This is a genomic window from Microbacterium bandirmense, assembly GCF_037204185.1.
Lineage (GTDB): Bacteria > Actinomycetota > Actinomycetes > Actinomycetales > Microbacteriaceae > Microbacterium > Microbacterium bandirmense.
On the sequence record NZ_JBBDGM010000010.1, the window covers coordinates 76,482 to 93,676 of the forward strand.

Below are 17,195 nucleotides of genomic sequence, written 5' to 3' on the forward strand. Positions count from 1 at the left end.
CGGTCTTGACACATCTTCGGTTAGGTGGTTAATTAGTCGAGTAACTAACCACCTAACCGGAGGCGACGTGATCGACGAAGGCAGGCCCCTGTTCGTCCAGATCGCCGAGGCGATCGAGGACTCCATCCTCGACGGCAGCCTCGCCGAGGACGAGAAGGCGCCGTCGACGAACGAGCTCGCCGCGTTCTACCGGATCAACCCCGCCACCGCCGCGAAAGGTGTCGCCGTGCTGACCGACAAGGGCATCCTGCTCAAGCGTCGCGGCATCGGCATGTTCGTGGCCGCAGGCTCCAGGGGAAAGCTGCTCGCCGAGCGCCGCACGGCGTTCGTCGAGCGCTACATCGATCCACTCATCGCCGAGGCCCAGGCTCTGGGACTCGGCGCCGACGACCTGACCGCACTGCTGCGCGAGCGCGCATCGCGCCCGCCGGCCACCGAAGGGAACCCCGCATGACTTCCGTCATCGAGGCGACGAACCTCACCAAGCGATACAAGGACAAGCTCGCGCTCGACAGCGTCTCGCTCTCGATCGAGAAGGACACCATCTACGGCCTGCTCGGCCGCAACGGCGCCGGCAAGACGACGCTCATGTCGATCCTCACCGCGCAGAACTTCGCCACCTCCGGCGAGGCCCGCGTGTTCGGCGAGCATCCGTACGAGAACGCGAAGGTGCTCAGCCGCGTCTGCTTCGTCCGCGAGAGCCAGAAGTATCCGGACGACGCGACGGCCACGCACGCCTTCAAGGCGGCTCGCCTGTTCTTCCGCAACTGGGACCAGCAGCTCGCGGAGCGTCTGATCGAAGACTTCCAGCTCCCGATGAAGACGACCATCAAGAAGCTCTCCCGCGGGCAGCTGTCGGCCGTGGGCGTCATCATCGGCCTGGCTTCCCGCGCCGAGCTCACCTTCTTCGACGAGCCGTACCTGGGACTGGACGCCGTCGCGCGCCAGATCTTCTACGACCGCCTCATCGAGGACTACGCCGCGCACCCGCGCACGATCATTCTCTCGTCGCACCTGATCGACGAGGTGGCGAGCCTTATCGAGAAGGTGATCGTGATCGACGCCGGCCGCATCCTGCTGCATGAGGACACGGATGCCGTCCGCGGGCGCGCATCGACCGTCGTGGGCGATGCCGAGAAGGTCGAGGCGTTCGTCGCCGGACGCGAGGTGCTGCACCGCGAGTCGCTCGGGCGCGTGGCATCCGTCACCGTCCTCGGCCACCTCACCGATGCCGACCGCGCGGCCATCGCCGCCGCGGATCTCGACCTCGCGCCGGTCTCGCTGCAGCAGCTGATCGTCCGGCTCACACAGAACGCCGCGCAGTCGGCATCCACCCCCGCTTCCGCACTCACTGAGGAGGTGCGCTGATGCGACGCACACTGAATGTCGTCCGGCTGCAGATGATCAACAAGAACACGTTCATCTGGGTGCCGCTGATCGTGCTGGCATCCGCCGTCGTGATCTCGGTGCTGATCTACGCGATGATCCCCGTCGACACCCCGAAGTACGGCGGCGGCGGCCAGGCTCCGCTGTGGGTGTTCTTCGCCGTCGGCATGTCGGCGATGACGATGACCTTCCCGTTCTCGCAGGCGATCAGCATCACCCGACGCGAGTTCTTCATCGGCACCATGCTCGCCGCGATCATCGGCAGCGCCTTCATGGGCGTGCTGTTCCTCATCGGCGGCGGCATCGAGCTGCTGACGAACGGCTGGGGCGTGAACGGGTACATGTTCCACCTCCCCGACGTGTGGGCGGCAGGGGCCGGTGGCGCCTTCGTCATCTACTTCACCCTCGCGCTGTTCTTCTTCGTCATCGGCTTCACCGGTGCCACGATCTACAAGCGCTGGGGAGCGCTCATGATCACCATCGTCGGAGTCGGCATCGGGCTGCTGCTCGTGGCCGCCGTGTTCCTCATCACCAGACTCGAGCTGTGGGGTCAGGTCGGGATCGTGCTCGGGCAGCTCGGCGCGCTGGGCGTCGCGCTCTGGGGCCTCGTCGGGGTGGGTGTGCTCATGGTCATCTCCTACCTGACGCTGCGCCGGGCGACGCCGTAGCCGCCGATCGGCGGGCGGATCTCACGGGGGCGGGTGCGATGGCATCCGCCCCTGCGGCGTTCAGATGGTCTCGTCGGCCGCGACGATGTCGATCTGCCAGAAAAGTGCGTCCGGGTCGTCGTGGTCGCGTTCGACCTCTTGGAACGCCTCGCCGATCCTCTTGAGCACGTGCTCGAACTCGGCGCGGGTGAGGCGGGCGTTGCGCTGCTGGAAGGTCCCGCGCATCACCGGATCATGACCCTGGGTGAACTGCGGCGTCCAGTTGACGACGCGTCGCATCAGCTCGGCGTGCTCATCGATGATCAGGCGCATGAAGGCGGTGCCGGCGACGGCGTCCTCCATCGGATGCTCGGGTGAGCCGAGCTCGAGCGCGTGCAGCTCGGCGGGCTTCCAGACCCGGTCGCGGCGGTCTCGCGCGTGCTCGGGATCCTCTTCGATCAGACCGGCCTCGGCGAGCACCCGCAGGTGGAAGCTGAGGGTGTTGGCCGCGACGTCCAGGTCGGCGGCGAGATCGACGGCCCGTGCGTGCTTGCGCTTGATGAGCTCGTTGACGATCCGGCGGCGCAGCGGGTTGGCGACGGCCTTGAGCATCGCGGAGGTCATGACCGTGGTCGTGTGCCGACGCTCTGACGCGCTCTCGCCGCCTGCTGTGCTCTCGCCTGCTGTGCTCTCGCCTGGCTCCGCCATGCCCGCAGTCTACTCAGGATTATTTGCGCAACTTTACTTGCGCAATATTCCTTGCGGAGTTACTCTTGCGGTCATGACGACCGAAGTCCCCGTGCGCCTGTGGAGCAACCGGCGCTACCTGCTCTGGCTGATCAGCGACACCAGCAAGGGCCTGGGCACCACGCTGTTCAGCTTCGCGATCCCGCTGGTAGCGCTGTTCGTCACCGACGATCCCGCGCAGGCAGGGATCATCGGCGGCGTCGGCATGGCCGTGCGCCTGGTCACCACGCTGATCGGAGGCGCGCTCGCCGACCGGCACAACCGCATCGTGATGATGGTGGTCGGAGCGCTGATCGCAATGGCCATCGGCGGCGCGTTCGCGCTGCTCGCCTTCGCCGAGGCGCTGACCTTCCTCACGCTGCTGCTGCTCGAGGTCGCCCTGTGCGTGCGCTCCGGACTGTTCGAGCCCGCCAGCGAGAGCGCCCTGAAGCAGATCGTCCCGGACGAGGCGATGGGCCGTGCGCAGGCCGCGAACCAGGGGCGCGACGCCGCGCTGCAGCTCGCCGGCGGTCCGCTGGGCGGCGCGCTGCTCGCGGTGGGAGCGTGGCTGATCGCCGTCGTGATGACGGCTGCCTACGCGTTCGCCGCGGCGACGGCGTGGATGCTGGGACGGGCGAAGCCACGGGCATCCGACGTCCGTATCGACGCTGAGACCGACTCCGATTCCGGCGCCCGGCCCGACGCCGACCCGGCGATCGCGACGGAGCAGACCCGGCGCGGGGCGATGGCCCGCGAGATCCGCGAGGGGTTCCGGTGGCTGTTCTCACGTCCTGATCTCAGCGGCGTGCTCATCATCATCACGATCATCAACCTCGGCTTCAACGCCGCGGTCACCACGGTGATCTACTCGCTGCAGCAGGACGGCCACTCCGAGTTCACGATCGGCGTCATCTCGGCGGCGATCGGCGCCGTCATGCTCGTCGGAGCACTCGTCGCCCCGACTCTCGTGCCTCGTGTCAAGGCCGGGACCCTCATGATCATGGGCCTGACGACAACCACGGCGGGCGCGTTCATCATGAGCGTGATCGACACGCCGGTCGGCATCGCGATCGTGTTCGGCGCGGCCGTGTTCCTGCTGCCGTCGCTGAATGCGGCGATGATGGGCTACTTCATGGTCGCGACGCCCTCGCATCTGCTCGGGCGCGCGAACAGCGCCGCCGGCGTGCTGGGCATGGGCGCCATGCCCCTGGCTCCGCTCATCGCGGGGTTCGGCCTGGCGTGGGCGGGGCGCACCCCGACGATCGTGTTCTGCGGCGTGCTCTGCGCGGTCGCCGCGCTGCTCGCGCTCGTCAACCGGCCGCTGCGGTCGCTGCCGGCCGAGGCCGGCTGGTCGGCGCACGCCAAGCAGTTCGAGGATGCCGCACCCGTGGCATCCGTGTCGCACTGACCCACCGCCCTTGCCCCTCCTCAGCTACGCCGCCCCTGCTCAGTTGCGTAAACGAGCAGGGGCGGCGTAGGCCGGCAGGGGCGGGGACGAGCGCGTCACGTCAGCCTTCGCTCGCGTGGGATGCGAAAGTGCGGCCCAGCACCGCCGCAACCAACCATCGGCATCCCAGGTGCGCGGGCAACCCCCGGCACCCGACCGCGCCGGCCGGCCCGATCCGGCAGACTTGACCCTCACACGGTGTCAGGCAGGAGAACGGGTACATGCTGTCCATCGGAGCGTTCGCGCAGATCGGCCAGGTGACCCATCGGATGCTGCGGCACTGGGACACCGCCGGGCTGCTCGTGCCCGCCCACGTGGACGAGTTCAGCGGCTACCGCTCGTACGATCCCTCGCAGCTCGACCGGCTGCACCGCATCGTCGCGCTCCGTCAGCTCGGGTTCGGGCTCGACGACGTCGCGTCGCTGCTGGACGACGGGATCGATGCCGAGCGGCTGACCGCGCTGCTGCAGGAGCGTCGCGCTGAGGTCGAGCGCGAGCATCGCATCGCGGCGGCGAGACTCGTCGATGTGGAACGGCGGCTCCAGCTCATCCAGGAGGAGAACCACATGTCCCGCATCGAGATCATCGAGAAGCCCCTGCCCGCCGTTCGTCTCGCGGCGCGCACCGCGACCGTCGACGAACAGGCGGGCGTCGCCGCGGTCGTAGGCCCCGCGTTCGATGCCATCGCCGAGGTGCTCGATTCCGTCGGCGCATCGCGCGCGACCCCGATCGCCCAGTATGCGTCGGAGGAGAACGGGATGCTGATCACCGTCGGCTATGAGTACTCCGGGCATCCGCTCGACGGCGTCGAGATCGCCGAGCTCCCCGCCGAGGCGACCGCGATCTGCGGTGTGCACCTCGGAGCTATGGATCGGATCCAGCACAGCTGGATGGCGCTGCACGAGGAGATCCTCGCCCGCGGCTTCGTCCCGTCGGGCCCGTGCCGCGAGCTCTACGTGCGCGCGGTCTCCGACGACCAGTCCGACTGGGTCACCGAGCTGCAGCAGCCTGTCACGCGGGCGTGACCTGCCGCTGGCATCCGCGCGTATGCGTCCTCGCCCCTCCTCAGCGACGCCGCCCCTGCTCAGTTGCGTAAACGAGCAGGGGCGGCGTAGGCGGGTAGGGGCGGGGACGATCGCTAGAACCGCCTCAACGCAGGGGGTCGAAGGGCTTGATGACGGGGTCGATGCGGCCGGTGACGATCTGCTCGGCGAGCAGCTTGCCGGTCGCCGGGCCCAGCACGATGCCCCACATGCCGTGACCGCCGGCGACATAGACGTTCGGGGCGCGAGTCTCGCCGACCAGGGGCAGGCCGTCCGGGGTCACCGGGCGCGAGCCGACCCATTCGTCCTGCCGGTCGTCGAGGTCGATGCCGGTGAACAGCTCGCGCGCCTGCGCGATGATCGCCTGCACCCGCCGCGGCTGGAACGGCTCATCGGGTCGGCGGAACTCCATCGTGCCGGCGATGCGGAACCGCCCCTGGTACGGGGTGCACGCGATGCGCTGGAACGGCAGGTACACCGGATGCTCCTGCGGCACCTCGGTCGCCACGCTGAACGAATACCCGCGACCCGCCTGCACCAGAGTGCGCACACCGAGCTTGCGGGCGAGTGCGGGCATCCACGCTCCCGTCGCGATGACGACCGAGTCGGCCTCGCGACGCTCCCCGCTCGACAGGGTCACCACCGGACGCTGCGTCGACGACACGTCGGTCACATCGACGCCCGTCACCAGCTCGCCGCCGCGGTCGACGACCGCCTGGCCGAGCGCCTCGACGAACGGGCCCGGCTCGAAGAAGCGCTGGCCGTCCAGCCGGTAGGCGTGCTGCACAGCATCCGACAGCACCGGCGCGAGCTCGCGCGGATTCTCGAGAGGCTCGAACGGCACGTCCTGACCGTGCCGCACCACTCCCTCTATCTCGTGAAGGAAGCCCTTCGAGTGCAGCTCGTTCTTGAAGCCGATCACGAACGGGCCCTCGCGCGTCCACGACTGCACGCCGCCGTCGATCAGCTCGTCGAAGCACTCCAGCGCGATCTTGTCGATGGGCGTGAGCTGCGCCATGGTGCGATCCCACGCGCGGTTGGTGCCGTGCGCGGCGAAGCGGGCGAGAAACGACCACAGGCCGGGGTCGACCCGGAACGGCACGTGCAGCGCGGCATCCGGATCGAGCAGGGCCTTCGGCCCGTACGTCCACAGCCCGGTGTCGGCGAGCGGGATGGTCTTGCCCGGGGTCAGCCAGCCGGCGTTGCCCCACGATGAGCCGGCGGCGACGCCCACGCGGTCGATGACCGTGACCTCGACGCCGCGCTCCTGCAGATGCCATGCCGTGGCGAGACCGACCATTCCGGCTCCGACGACGATCGTCCGCGTCATTGCGTCCTCCTGAGACTGCGTGCTGAGACTGCATTCGTGCGGGCGCGAAGAATCGCCCACTATCTGCGATTATGCAGATCTCGATGATGTGATGGGTCACTGAGTGCAGATTCTGCGTAGAGTGAGCGGAAGCTCATCGAAATCTTCACTGAGACGCAAGGAAGCGAACCCATGGTTGCGGAATCTTCGACCACCCCGCACGCGGGGTTGGATGCCATCGACCGCACGATCCTCTCGGAGCTCAGCCGCAACGGACGCATCTCGAACACCGACCTGGCCGCGATCGCGGGAATCGCCGAGTCGACGTGCCTCAAGCGCGTGCGCGCCCTGCAGTCCAGCGGGGTGATCGTGGGGTTCCACGCCGAGATCTCACCCGGGGCGATCGGCCTGCACCTGGAGGCCCTCATCACGATCCGCCTGCACTCGCACGCCCGCGGTGACCTGCGCACGTTCCAGGCGCATCTCGAGCAGCTGCCGGCGACCCAGCGGGTGTACTTCCTCGCCGGAGACCGCGACTTCCTGGTGCACGTCGCCGTGCCCGACGCGGCGGCGCTGCGCGAACTGGTGTCGGACACGCTCAGCCTGCGCCCCGAGGTGGCATCCACCAGCACCAGCCTGATCTTCGCCCAGGCCGCCGGGTCGCGCGGGCTCTGACGGGGCCCTGGCGGGGTGCCCGGCCGGCGGTTTCCACCGCCCAGGTCGCAATGGATGCCGGAAAGAACGCTGCATAGCGGCATCCATTGCGACCCGGACGGGTGAGGGACCCGGATAGCGGCATCCATTGCGACCTGAACCGACTCGACGAACCGGCCGACGCCCGAACCGGCGCCGGGCCCGAACCGACCCCCATCCCCGACCGACTCAGACCGCCGTGGGCACCTCGTAGCCGGCATCCTTCAGCGCTGCGCGCTGGGCATCCGACGCTGCGGCATCCGTCAGCACGACTGGGAACAGCTCAGCGCCGCCCACGTGCGCGAAGGCGGCGCGGCCGAGCTTGGTCGCATCGGCCACGACGTAGGCGCGATCCGCCCGCTGCGCCATCATGCGGTTCACGGCCGCCTCGGCCTCGTCGTGGGTGGTGGCACCCGACTCGGCCGAGATGCCATTGACGCCGATGAACGCGATATCGATGCGGATGCCCGAGAGCAGCTGCTCCACGAACGGGCCGACCAGCTCGAAGCTGCGCGGATGGATCGCCCCACCGGTGACGACCACCTTGAACTCGGGGCGCATGGCGAGCTGCGCGGCGATGTTCACCGCGTTGGTGACGACCGTCAGCCCGTGCTCGGCGAGGTCGCCGCGCGCGGCGAGTGCGGTCGCGATGGCGTTGGTGGTAGTGCCGCCCGAGAGCCCGACCACCTGACCTGGCACGACCAGAGCGGCCGCTGCGGCACCGATGGCTTCCTTCGCTCCGGTGCCGTGGTGGCTGCGATACCGGATCGGCAGCTCGTAGGCCACCGACTGCGCCACCGCGCCACCGTGCGTGCGTGTGAGCAGGCGACGCTCGGCGAGGCTGTCGAGGTCGCGCCGGGTAGTCGCGGGCGAGGCTCCGAAGCGCTCGACGAGCTGCTCGACGCTCACCTCGCCCTGCTCGGCGAGCAGATCGAGGATGGCGGTGAGGCGAGCGGCGCGGTTCATGCGATTCCCCGGGGTTCGGTAGCTCAGTCGGATGCCAGGGCGAACAGACGCAGCATGCGCGCCGCCTCTTCGGCCACGGCCTCACGAGCGGGCTTGAGGTACTTGCGCGAGTCTACGAGGTCCTCGTCGGCGGCGAGGGTCTCGCGGATGGCGCGGGTGAAGAATCCGTTCAGGTGCGTCGACACGTTGATCTTCGTCATGCCCGCCTGCACCGCCTGCACGATCACGTCGTCGGAGACGCCCGACGAGCCGTGCAGCACCAGAGGCACATCAGCTCCGCGGCGACCGGCACCGCGCAGTGCGGCACGCAGCCGGCCGATCAGCTCGATGTCGAGCGATGCCGACCGGTCGAGCATCGCGTGCGACGAGCCGACCGCGACGGCGAGCGAGTCGACGCCGGTGGCCTCGACGAAGGCACGGGCCTCATCGGGGTCGGTGCGCACACCGGGAGCGTGCGCACCGTCCTTGCCACCCACCTCGCCGAGTTCGGCCTCGATGTACACATCGGCGGCGCGGGCACGGGCGGCGACCTCGGCGGTGACGGCGACGTTCTCGTCGTAGTCGAGCTTGCCGCCGTCGAACATCACCGACCCGAACCCGAGTTCGATGGCCTCGTCGACCAGCTCAGGGCGCTCGGCGTGGTCGAGGTGCACAGCGACCGGGGTGGTGGCGCGGCGCGCGACGGCGAGGGTCGCCCAGCCGATCGGCTCGAGTCCGCCGTGGTAGTCGGCGCAGTTCTGCGAGATCTGCAGGATCACCGGCAGGTGCGCGCGCTCGGATGCTGCGATGAGCGCTTCGGCGGTCTCGAGGTGGATGACGTTGAACGCGCCGATTCCCGTGCCGACGGCAGCGGAGGTGCGCATGAGGTCGCGGGCGGAGACGAGGGTCATCGGGTTTCCTTCGGGGTGAGGACGAGAGCGCGCTCGAGGTCGGGCCAGGTCGGGTGGATCTCTCCGGCGAGCGGCATCAGCACGGCGGCGGCCGACCAGGAGGTCGCGCGGCGCAGGATCTGCTCGGGGTCGTGGATGCCGGCATCCATCAGCACGGCGCAGGCGGCGACCGCCGCGTCGCCGGCGCCGGTCGGGTTGCCGGCCAGCGCGGTGTCGAGCCGGGCGTGCAGCACGCTCACCGGCATGTGCGGACGATACGTTTCGGGGGCCGACACGCCAGATGTCGGACCGGATGCCGGGGATCGTCCGACATGTGGCGTATCTGCCCCCCGTTCGTATGCGTGGGCGGGAGCGTCGGATGCTGGTGCGCCGGGGTCCGCGGCGGTGATGGCCAGCATCCCCTCCGCCCCGCGCGAGAGCAGCACGAGCTCGGCGCCGCGGCGCAGCAGCTCGCGGGCGCCCTCGATCGGGTCGTCGAGGCCGGTGGCGTCGGCGAGTTCGTGCTCGTTGGGTTTGAGGACGGATGCCCCGGCGTCGGCCGCGACGAGCAACGCGGGGCCCGAGGTGTCGGCGATCACGGTGGCTCCGGCCTCGCGGCCGAGCGCGATCAGCGAGGGCAGCACCTCGTCGGGCGTGCCGGGCGGGAAGCTTCCCGAGATGACGAGCACCGGCGCACCGGCATCCGCCGGCGGCCCCGAAGTGTGAGCGAGCGCGTCGGCGACGGCGGCACGCAGCGCGTCCCATTCGTCGGATGCCGGGGCGATGCCGCGCTCGTTCACGATGGTGGTGTCGCCGAGCGCCTCGTCGACCAGGGCGATGCTGCGGCGGGTGGCCGCGGCGACGGGCACCAGCATGTGCGGCACCCCGGCGACGATCAGTTCGGCGGTGAACTCCGCTCCCGTGGCCCCGCCGGTCGTCGTGACGGCGACGACCGAGGCACCCTGGGCGTGGGCGACCCTGGCCACGTTGAGGCCCTTGCCTCCGGCGCGCGCGGCACCGGCATCCGCTCTGTGCGTGCCCCCGGCGACGATCTTCTCGACGTGCCAGGTGAGGTCGAGCGCGGGGTTCGCGGTGACGGTGACGATCATGCGGCGCCTCCCCCCGCGAGCTCGCGGGCGCGCAGCGCCGACCCCAGGATCCCGGCGTTGCCGGAGAGCTCGGCGGGCACCAGCGTGGGGATGCGGTGGAAGCTGAGTCGTGCGCGCAGCCGCGAGCGCAGCTCGTCGAACAGGGCGCCGCCCGCGCGCGAGAGTCCACCGCCGATGACGACCGCCTCGGGGGCGATGACGGCGGTGAGCTGGGCGATCGACATCGTGAGCGCGTCGAGCGCCTCGTTCCACACTCGCGCGGCGACCTCGTCGCCGTCGGCGGCGAGCGCGATGACCTCTTTCGCGCCGCCGACGTGCGCGCCCGACGCCTCGGCGTAGCGCCGCGAGATGGCGCCGGCCGAGGCGATCGCCTCGAGGCATCCGCGGGCGCCGCACGGGCACGGCCAGTCGCCGATCGGCGAGTGGCCGATCTCTCCGGCATATCCGCCGGCGGTGTGCGGTCGCCCGTCGATCAGGATCGCTCCGGCGACGCCGGTGCCGATGATCAGCACCACCGAGTTCTCGTACGAGCGGGCACCGCCCAGCACGTGCTCGGCCCAGCTGGCCGTGCGCACGTCGTGGTCGAACGCGACCGGCAGTCCGAAGCGCGCGGCCGCGAGGTCGCGGATCGGGGCATCGCGCCATCCGAGGTTGCTGCTGAAGACGCCGATGCCGGCCTGCTCGTCGACGATGCCGGGTACGACGAGTCCGATGGCCGCGGGGACGATCTCCGGATGCTGCGTCCGCAGCTCATCGGCCAGCTCGACGAGCCGGTCGATGAGGCGCTCGGGGGCGTCTTCGCCGCCGGCCGGCGTGGGCGTGCGGCGCAGGCCGATCGCCGTGCCGTCGGCGTCGAAGAGGGCCGACTTGATGTCGGTCCCCCCGACGTCGAAGGCGAGCACCGGAGCACCGCGGCCGATCGTCGCGGCGCGCGCGAGCCTCTCGCCCGACACGTCGGTGACGACGTCGGGGATGGCGGAGTGATCGGAAGCTGCGGTGCTCACGGGCTCTTTCCTGTCGATGTGGCTGTGCGCTGCGTCTCAGTCGTCGAGGATGCGTCTCAGTCGTCGAGGATGACCGAGCGGGTCAGGTTGCGCGGCTGGTCAGGGTCGAGACCCTTGCCCACGGCGCGGTCGAGGGCGACGCGGTGCACCCGCACGAGTTCGGCCATCGGATCGATCGGATGCTGCACGAACTGCGCTCCGGTCGCCTCGACCTGGGCCTGAAGGCCCTCGGGGGCGGCGCCGAACTGCCAGGTGATGCGGCCGGGGGCGGCGATGGCGATCGGCCCGTGGCGGTACTCCATGGCCGAGTACGACTCGGTCCACGACTGCGACGACTCCCGCATCTTCAGCGCGGCCTCGTGGGCGACGCCGATCGACCAGCCGAGGCCGAGGAAGCTGTACTGGTCGGCGGCGCCGAGTGCGGCGTCATCGGTGCCGTCGAGCACGGCCTGCGCGTCGGCGATCACGGGTTCGAGGTCTTCACCGAGCGAGGCGCGGAACAGCGCGAGCGCCGTGGTGGCGAAGCGGGTCTGCACGACCGACTGCTCGTCGGCGAACGGCAGGGCGATGACCGTGTCGGCGAGGTCCACCAGGGGCGAGGAATCGTCGCCGAGAACAGCGATGACCGGCGTGCTGCCCTTGACGCGCTCGGTCAGCTCGAGCACCTCGGTGGTCGTTCCCGAGCGGGTGAGCGCGACGATCGCGTCGTAGCCGCGACCGGTCGGCACCTCGGATGCTGTGAATGCGTCCGACTCGCCGAGGCCGGCGGCCTCGCGCAGCGCGGCGTACGACTGCGCCATGAACCACGAGGTGCCGCAGCCGACGACGGCGATGCGGGCGCCGGATGCCGGCAGCAGGGCCTGCTCGGTGCGCATGCCCGCCGCGCGGGCCCAGGTCTCGGGCTGCGAGGTGAGTTCTGCACGCATGTGTGCGCCGGCGGTCGTGATGTCGGTCATGACGGGCTCCTCAAGAGTGGGCACCCAGTATTCTGGATGTAAGTTTTTGATCGTTTATGCCGTTAACGATCAGAATACCGCAATCGAGCCCCACCGCACACCCAGCACCGAGCCGAGAGCGAGCTGAGCCGCACCGGCGTGGGCGGCCACCCCGGGGGCGGCGGCACGCACCCGGGCGACGCGCGTGCCGGTGGGTGCGCGACCGGTCTCCTGCCGCACACGGGCGAGGAACGCCTCACCCAATCCGGTGACCGCACCCCCGAGCACGACCTCATCGGGATCGAGCATCGCGGTGAGCATCATGATCACCCGCCCGAGCGCCACCGCGCCCTCCGCCAGGCGCTGAGGATCGGTCGCCGAGACCAGGGCGTCGAGCTCGGCGGCATCCATGTCCTCAGTGAAGGCGTCGCCGAGCATCGCGGGCATCGAGGCGGACGACTCCAGGCATCCGCTCCGACCGCATGGGCAATCACGCGCATCGGCCCCGTACACGACCCGCACGTGACCGATCTCACCCACCCTGCCCACGGGGCCCGGCGCGAGTTCGCCGTCGAGCGTCACCGACGCGCCGATGCCGATGCCGATGTGCAGGAACAGCTGTCGCCCGGCGACCGTGCCGCCCGCCACCATCTCGGCGACCGCCTCGGCATCGACATCGTTGACCAGCAGCGTCGGCACGCCCAGCACCTCGGTCAGCTGCTCCGCCAAGGGCAGATCGGTCCAGCCCAGCTGCACGCTCTGCAGCACCCGCCGCCCATCGGTGGCGCCCGGCAGCTGCACCGCCGCCGCAAGAAGGCGCGGACCGAAGCGACCTCCGATGCGCGCGATCATGGCGTGGATCTCGCGGTCGCGATCGCCGCCCCCGTAGACCAGGCGCTCCTCATAGACGGGAGCGCCGTCGAGTGCGATCAACCAGGCGTGCGCATCGCCGAACCGCAGCACGACCACGAGCAGCAGATGATGACTCGCGTCGACGGCGAGGGTCATGGCGCGCTTGCCGCCCGTGCTCGCGGCATGGCCCACCTCGACGACCAGGCGATCCGCGATCAGCTCGGCCACCAGCGACGATGCGGTGGCGGCGGTGAGCCCGGTCTCGCGGGCGATCGCCGCGCGGGTTTCGCTTCCCGAGTTGTCGAAGATCAGCTGCAATGCCCGTCGCAGATTGGTGCGGCGCACAAGCGCTTGACCGTCGGGAGCCTCTGTGAACTGCAGCATCCGCGCCGATCCTTTCCACGGCACCGTGCCGAGCGGGAATCATTGACAACCGTCTCGGACGAGCTTACGCTCGCAGGAGTAAGTTTAGGCAATGAACTAAGTAATCGAGGAGCACGATGGCCGCGACCACGACGCTGTCGGCACGAGCCACCGCCCAGCAGCTGCCCGGGCACGGCACCCGACGCCACAACCGCGGCGTCGTGCTGCAGACCCTGCTGCGCGAAGAGACCGCCAGCCGCGCCGACCTCGCCCGGCTGACCGGCCTCGCGCGACCCACGATCACCGAGGTCATCCGCGAGCTGCTCGCCAGTGGCGTCGTCATCGAGACCGGTCACAGCCAGGAGGTGCGGGTCGGAAAGCCGTCGGTCATGCTCGAGATCGACACCCGCGCCGCGCAGTCGATCGCCGTCGACCTCACCCGCCCCGACTGGATCGTCGGCGCCGTGTGCGCACCCGACGGCAGCATCCTGCTGCGCAACGAGATCTCGCGCGACGCCACCGACGACATCGGCCCCGCGGTCGCAGCGCTCGTCTCACGCCTGCTCGCCCAATCGGGCATCCCCGTGCTCGGCGTCGGACTCGGCGTCGCACTCGACGCCGACGACGAGGCCACCGCCTGCGTCGCGGCACTCGGCGCGCTCCGCGAGACCGCAGAGCTGCCCGTGCACGTCGCGGCCGAAGCCGACCTGATCGCCCGCGCCGAAGCCGGCCACGGCACCGCGGAGTTCCTGCTCGTGCGCCTGGGCGCGATCATCAGCACCGCCATCGTCACCGCGTACACCGCCGACAGCTCCACCGCCCGCGAACTCGCGCACCTCGACGTCGGCGACGACGCGGGACGCGCCTGCCGGTGCGGCAACAGCGGCTGCGTGCACGTCTGGCTCGAGGTACTCGGCGAGCGCATCGCGAACGCGCCCGATGAGCAGACCCGAGACGCGCTGCGCAGCGAAGCCGGCACGCGACTGGGCACGCCGCTGGCCGCGATCGTCTCGGCGCTCGATCTGCCCGAGGTCGTGCTCAGCGGAACGGGTCCGCTCCGCGGCGACGTGCTGTGCGACGCGGCGGAGACCGCCCTGATGGCGGCTCGACTGCCGAGTGCGCACGTCGAGGTGCGCTGCAGCACGATGGACGACGCCGTGCTGCGCGGCGCGGCCGCCCAGGTGCTCGCCACCGAACTGGCCTGAGCGCGGGCTAACGCCCTTCGGCTTCAGGCGGGCCAACGCCCTTCGGCTTCAGGCGGGCTAACGCCCTGCGCCTCCAGGCGGGCTAACGCCCTTCGGCCGCCTCCGTGTGGTGACGGATCACCTCGGCGACCACGAAGTTGAACCACTTCTCGGCGAACTCGGGGTCGAGGTGGGCGTCCTCGGCGAGCGCGCGCAAGCGCGCTGTCTGCTGCTCCTCGCGTCCGGGGTCGGAGGCCGGCATGTCGTGGTCGGCCTTGAGCCTGCCGACCTGCTGCGTGCAGCGGAAGCGCTCGGCGAGCATGAAGATCAGGGCGGCGTCGATGTTGTCGATGCTGGCGCGAAGGCGCAGCAGCTCGGCGCGGGCCTGCTCGGCGTCGGTCATGATCCTCCCGGTGTTCGGCCCTCCCACGATAGCGACCCCCGGAGTCTAGAGTGTTCGACATGAGCCCAGAGGAGCGCATCCAGCCCGATCCCGACACGGCGCACGCCGTCGCGACGGATGCCGCCGCCGATGCGGCCGCCGGCGCGGGAACGTCGGATGCCGCGGTCGAGCCCACTGCGAACGAGCCGTACCGGTCGACCGTGGATCCGCCCGTGCCGAGCCGGTCGTTCTGGACCCGCATCGACACGCCGTTCAAGTTCGGGTTCCTGGTGACCATCGGCGGCCTTCTCGCCTTCCTGCTGGCGATCACGCTGTCGAACCTGTCGACCGTGCTCATCTACATCGCCTTCGCGCTGTTCGCCGCGCTCGGCCTCGACCCGGCGGTGCGCTTCCTCGAACGACGCGGGCTCTCGCGGGGGGTGAGTGTGCTGATCGTCATCCTCGGCCTGATAGGCGTGCTCGCCCTGGTGCTGCTGATGATCGTGCCCGTCGTGGTGGAACAGATCTCATCGTTCGTCAGGTCGGTGCCGAACCTGATCGCCGACTTCATGGCCGGTGACGTCTACGACTGGCTCGAGAACCAGTTCGGCGACCAGTTCGAGCAGCTGGTGCAGGACGCACAGCAGTTCCTCACCGACGGTCAGACGTGGCAGGCCATCGGCGGGGGAGCCCTGCAGATCGGCACCTCGATCGCGACGGGCATCTCGGGCGTGATCGTGGTGCTCGTGCTGACGCTGTACTTCGTCGCCGGCCTGCCCACGATCAAGGCCTCGATGCTGCGACTCGCCCCCGCCCGTGACCGCGCCCGCGCCGGTGACCTCACCGACCAGATCACCGACTCGGTCGGCGGATACGTGCAGGGCATGGTGACGCTCGCGTTCATCAACGCCTGCGTCGTGCTGGTGCTCTACCTGTCGCTGGGGCTGCCCTTCCCGCCGCTGATGGCGACCGTGGCGTTCCTGGTGACCCTGATCCCGCTGGTCGGTTCGGTGCTGTTCTGGATCGTCGGATCACTGATCGCGCTGTTCGCCGACCCGTGGCAGGCACTCATCTTCGCGGCGCTGTACCTGGTCTACATGCAGATCGAGGCGTACCTGTTCACCCCGCGCATCATGAACAAGGCGGTGTCGGTGCCGGGACCGCTGGTCGTCATCGGCGCCCTCGCCGGCGGCACGCTGCTGGGCATGCTGGGCGCTCTCGTGGCGGTGCCGGTGACGGCATCCATCCTCATCATCATCAAGCAGGTGTGGATCCCCCGCCAGGACTCCCGTCTCTGAGAGTCCCGGCGGGTACCACTGCGACGGCGAGTCAGATCAGGCCGGCGTCCTCGAGCCACTGCTTCGCGATGTCGGGCGTCGACTGCTGGTCGACAGTGCTCTGCACATTCAGGGCGACCAGGTCGTCGGCGCCGAACTCAGCGCTGATCGCGTTGATCACGTCGCTGACGTCGGTGGCGACCTCTGTCGACGCGATCGGCACGACGTTGGATGCCAGGATCATGTTCTCGGGGTCCTCGAGCGCCACGATGTCCTCGGTCTGGAACGCCGGGTCGGCGGTGTAGATATCGGCGACCTGCACCTCGCCCGCCAGCAGCGCGTCGAGCGTGCCCGGACCGGTGGCGGAGAACTTCAGATCGACGCCGTACACGTCCTTGGCGCCGGCGGGCCCGTAGGGTCGCTGCTCGAACTCGGGGGCGCCGCCGATCGTGGCGGGCTCGCTGAGCTTCGACAGATCAGCGATGGTGCTGAGACCGTTCTCGTCGGCGAACGACTTCAGCACCGTGTAGGTGTCCTGATCGCTCGCCTCGGCGTAGTCGAGTGCGGTGAGCCCCTCGGGGAGTGCGTCCTGCAGGGCCGCGTAGACGTCTTCCGGGCTGGTTGCGGTCGCCTCGTCGTCGAGGTACTCCAGCAGGTTGCCGGTGTACTCGGGGAACAGGGTGATCGTGCCCGACTCGATCTCGGGCATGTAGGCATCGCGCTGGCCGATGCTGAACTGTCGCTCGACAGTGAAGCCGGCGTTCTCGAGCGCCTGCGCGTAGATCTCGGCGATGATCTCGTTCGAGTAGTACGCCTGCGACCCGACGACGATCGTGTTGCCGCCGCGGTCTGCCGCCGAGTCGTCGGTGGGCTCGTCGAGCGGGTTGCTGCTGGTGCCGCACCCGGTCAGGGCGATCGCGGCGACCAGCGCGACGCCGGCCGAGAGGGCGGTGCGGGTTCTGCGAGTGGTGAACATTTCGATTGCCTTTCGGTGGGGAATCAG

18 protein-coding genes are annotated in these 17,195 nt (G+C 69.7%); 8 read left to right on the plus strand and 10 right to left on the minus strand.

Going from position 1 to position 17,195, the window contains the following annotated elements; translation table 11 throughout:
• The first annotated feature begins 67 nt into the window (after positions 1–67).
• Genes WDU99_RS12390 through WDU99_RS12400 form a run of 3 tightly spaced genes read left to right on the plus strand, consistent with a single transcriptional unit; the run spans position 68 to position 2,054 of the window.
• On the plus strand, positions 68–454 hold the full coding sequence (locus tag WDU99_RS12390) for a GntR family transcriptional regulator (protein ID WP_337332771.1): 387 nt from the start codon (positions 68–70) through the stop codon (positions 452–454).
• Positions 451–1,368, plus strand: coding sequence for an ABC transporter ATP-binding protein (locus WDU99_RS12395; RefSeq protein ID WP_337332772.1), 918 nt, complete (start codon positions 451–453; stop codon positions 1,366–1,368). Before WDU99_RS12390 ends, WDU99_RS12395 begins: the two co-directional genes overlap by 4 nt.
• Positions 1,368–2,054, plus strand: a complete 687-nt coding sequence (locus tag WDU99_RS12400; RefSeq protein WP_337332773.1) for a hypothetical protein — start codon at positions 1,368–1,370, stop codon at positions 2,052–2,054. Before WDU99_RS12395 ends, WDU99_RS12400 begins: the two co-directional genes overlap by 1 nt.
• Positions 2,055–2,114: 60 nt before the next feature.
• Here WDU99_RS12400 and WDU99_RS12405 read toward each other — a convergent pair whose 3' ends face one another.
• Positions 2,115–2,741 carry an ArsR/SmtB family transcription factor gene (locus tag WDU99_RS12405; RefSeq protein WP_337332774.1) on the minus strand — a complete coding sequence of 209 codons (627 nt, stop codon included), beginning with the start codon at positions 2,739–2,741 and terminating at the stop codon, positions 2,115–2,117.
• Between the two features lie 73 nt (positions 2,742–2,814).
• Between WDU99_RS12405 and WDU99_RS12410 the strand changes: the two genes are divergently transcribed.
• Both WDU99_RS12410 and WDU99_RS12415 read left to right on the plus strand, forming a co-directional pair.
• Complete coding sequence (locus tag WDU99_RS12410) at positions 2,815–4,167, plus strand: MFS transporter (RefSeq protein ID WP_337332775.1); 1,353 nt, start codon at positions 2,815–2,817, stop codon at positions 4,165–4,167.
• A 260-nt stretch (positions 4,168–4,427) separates the two neighbouring features.
• The gene (locus WDU99_RS12415; protein ID WP_337332776.1) at positions 4,428–5,231 is read left to right on the plus strand and encodes a MerR family transcriptional regulator; all 804 of its coding nucleotides are present in this window, start codon (positions 4,428–4,430) and stop codon (positions 5,229–5,231) included.
• A gap of 124 nt (positions 5,232–5,355) precedes the next feature.
• On the opposite strand, the gene WDU99_RS12420 is transcribed toward WDU99_RS12415, so the two are convergent.
• Positions 5,356–6,579, minus strand: coding sequence for an NAD(P)/FAD-dependent oxidoreductase (locus tag WDU99_RS12420; RefSeq protein ID WP_337332777.1), 1,224 nt, complete (start codon positions 6,577–6,579; stop codon positions 5,356–5,358).
• A gap of 171 nt (positions 6,580–6,750) precedes the next feature.
• Between WDU99_RS12420 and WDU99_RS12425 the strand changes: the two genes are divergently transcribed.
• The gene (locus tag WDU99_RS12425) at positions 6,751–7,233 is read left to right on the plus strand and encodes an Lrp/AsnC family transcriptional regulator (RefSeq protein ID WP_337332778.1); all 483 of its coding nucleotides are present in this window, start codon (positions 6,751–6,753) and stop codon (positions 7,231–7,233) included.
• 207 nt (positions 7,234–7,440) lie between these two features.
• Here WDU99_RS12425 and WDU99_RS12430 read toward each other — a convergent pair whose 3' ends face one another.
• The 6 genes from WDU99_RS12430 to WDU99_RS12455 all read right to left on the minus strand — a co-directional run bounded on the left by WDU99_RS12430 (position 7,441) and on the right by WDU99_RS12455 (position 13,370).
• Entirely contained in the window at positions 7,441–8,217 is a 777-nt protein-coding gene (locus tag WDU99_RS12430; RefSeq protein WP_337332779.1) for a DeoR/GlpR family DNA-binding transcription regulator, read from the minus strand.
• 23 nt (positions 8,218–8,240) lie between these two features.
• Positions 8,241–9,107: a class II fructose-bisphosphate aldolase gene (locus WDU99_RS12435; RefSeq protein WP_337332780.1), complete on the minus strand. Its 867-nt coding sequence runs from the start codon at positions 9,105–9,107 to the stop codon at positions 8,241–8,243.
• Positions 9,104–10,195, minus strand: coding sequence for a 1-phosphofructokinase family hexose kinase (locus tag WDU99_RS12440; protein ID WP_337332781.1), 1,092 nt, complete (start codon positions 10,193–10,195; stop codon positions 9,104–9,106). Before WDU99_RS12440 ends, WDU99_RS12435 begins: the two co-directional genes overlap by 4 nt.
• Positions 10,192–11,199, minus strand: a complete 1,008-nt coding sequence (locus WDU99_RS12445) for an ROK family protein (RefSeq protein WP_337332782.1) — start codon at positions 11,197–11,199, stop codon at positions 10,192–10,194. Before WDU99_RS12445 ends, WDU99_RS12440 begins: the two co-directional genes overlap by 4 nt.
• Positions 11,200–11,255: 56 nt before the next feature.
• The gene (locus WDU99_RS12450; protein WP_337332783.1) at positions 11,256–12,155 is read right to left on the minus strand and encodes an SIS domain-containing protein; all 900 of its coding nucleotides are present in this window, start codon (positions 12,153–12,155) and stop codon (positions 11,256–11,258) included.
• A 69-nt stretch (positions 12,156–12,224) separates the two neighbouring features.
• Positions 12,225–13,370 (minus strand): ROK family protein, encoded by a 1,146-nt coding sequence (locus WDU99_RS12455; RefSeq protein WP_337332784.1) that lies wholly within the window; start codon positions 13,368–13,370, stop codon positions 12,225–12,227.
• A 116-nt stretch (positions 13,371–13,486) separates the two neighbouring features.
• Here WDU99_RS12455 and WDU99_RS12460 point away from each other — a divergent pair, with 116 nt between their 5' ends.
• Positions 13,487–14,554 (plus strand): ROK family transcriptional regulator, encoded by a 1,068-nt coding sequence (locus WDU99_RS12460; protein ID WP_337332785.1) that lies wholly within the window; start codon positions 13,487–13,489, stop codon positions 14,552–14,554.
• Positions 14,555–14,636: 82 nt separating this feature from the next.
• On the opposite strand, the gene WDU99_RS12465 is transcribed toward WDU99_RS12460, so the two are convergent.
• Positions 14,637–14,936 (minus strand): chorismate mutase, encoded by a 300-nt coding sequence (locus WDU99_RS12465; protein WP_337332786.1) that lies wholly within the window; start codon positions 14,934–14,936, stop codon positions 14,637–14,639.
• A 59-nt stretch (positions 14,937–14,995) separates the two neighbouring features.
• Here WDU99_RS12465 and WDU99_RS12470 point away from each other — a divergent pair, with 59 nt between their 5' ends.
• On the plus strand, positions 14,996–16,213 hold the full coding sequence (locus WDU99_RS12470) for an AI-2E family transporter (protein WP_337332787.1): 1,218 nt from the start codon (positions 14,996–14,998) through the stop codon (positions 16,211–16,213).
• Positions 16,214–16,244: 31 nt separating this feature from the next.
• On the opposite strand, the gene WDU99_RS12475 is transcribed toward WDU99_RS12470, so the two are convergent.
• Positions 16,245–17,168, minus strand: coding sequence for an ABC transporter substrate-binding protein (locus WDU99_RS12475; protein ID WP_337332788.1), 924 nt, complete (start codon positions 17,166–17,168; stop codon positions 16,245–16,247).
• Between the last annotated feature and the right edge of the window lie 27 nt (positions 17,169–17,195).

Coding starts and splice junctions, on each gene's coding strand:
- WDU99_RS12420 (WP_337332777.1), bottom strand. CDS start 6,579: ATGACGCGGACGATCGTCGTCGGAGCCGGAATGGTCGGTCTCGCCACG.
- WDU99_RS12450 (WP_337332783.1), bottom strand. CDS start 12,155: ATGACCGACATCACGACCGCCGGCGCACACATGCGTGCAGAACTCACC.
- WDU99_RS12400 (WP_337332773.1), top strand. CDS start 1,368: ATGCGACGCACACTGAATGTCGTCCGGCTGCAGATGATCAACAAGAAC.
- WDU99_RS12455 (WP_337332784.1), bottom strand. CDS start 13,370: ATGCTGCAGTTCACAGAGGCTCCCGACGGTCAAGCGCTTGTGCGCCGC.
- WDU99_RS12430 (WP_337332779.1), bottom strand. CDS start 8,217: ATGAACCGCGCCGCTCGCCTCACCGCCATCCTCGATCTGCTCGCCGAG.
- WDU99_RS12410 (WP_337332775.1), top strand. CDS start 2,815: ATGACGACCGAAGTCCCCGTGCGCCTGTGGAGCAACCGGCGCTACCTG.
- WDU99_RS12475 (WP_337332788.1), bottom strand. CDS start 17,168: ATGTTCACCACTCGCAGAACCCGCACCGCCCTCTCGGCCGGCGTCGCG.
- WDU99_RS12435 (WP_337332780.1), bottom strand. CDS start 9,107: ATGACCCTCGTCTCCGCCCGCGACCTCATGCGCACCTCCGCTGCCGTC.
- WDU99_RS12440 (WP_337332781.1), bottom strand. CDS start 10,195: ATGATCGTCACCGTCACCGCGAACCCCGCGCTCGACCTCACCTGGCAC.
- WDU99_RS12460 (WP_337332785.1), top strand. CDS start 13,487: ATGGCCGCGACCACGACGCTGTCGGCACGAGCCACCGCCCAGCAGCTG.
- WDU99_RS12405 (WP_337332774.1), bottom strand. CDS start 2,741: ATGGCGGAGCCAGGCGAGAGCACAGCAGGCGAGAGCACAGCAGGCGGC.
- WDU99_RS12470 (WP_337332787.1), top strand. CDS start 14,996: ATGAGCCCAGAGGAGCGCATCCAGCCCGATCCCGACACGGCGCACGCC.
- WDU99_RS12395 (WP_337332772.1), top strand. CDS start 451: ATGACTTCCGTCATCGAGGCGACGAACCTCACCAAGCGATACAAGGAC.
- WDU99_RS12415 (WP_337332776.1), top strand. CDS start 4,428: ATGCTGTCCATCGGAGCGTTCGCGCAGATCGGCCAGGTGACCCATCGG.
- WDU99_RS12425 (WP_337332778.1), top strand. CDS start 6,751: ATGGTTGCGGAATCTTCGACCACCCCGCACGCGGGGTTGGATGCCATC.
- WDU99_RS12465 (WP_337332786.1), bottom strand. CDS start 14,936: ATGACCGACGCCGAGCAGGCCCGCGCCGAGCTGCTGCGCCTTCGCGCC.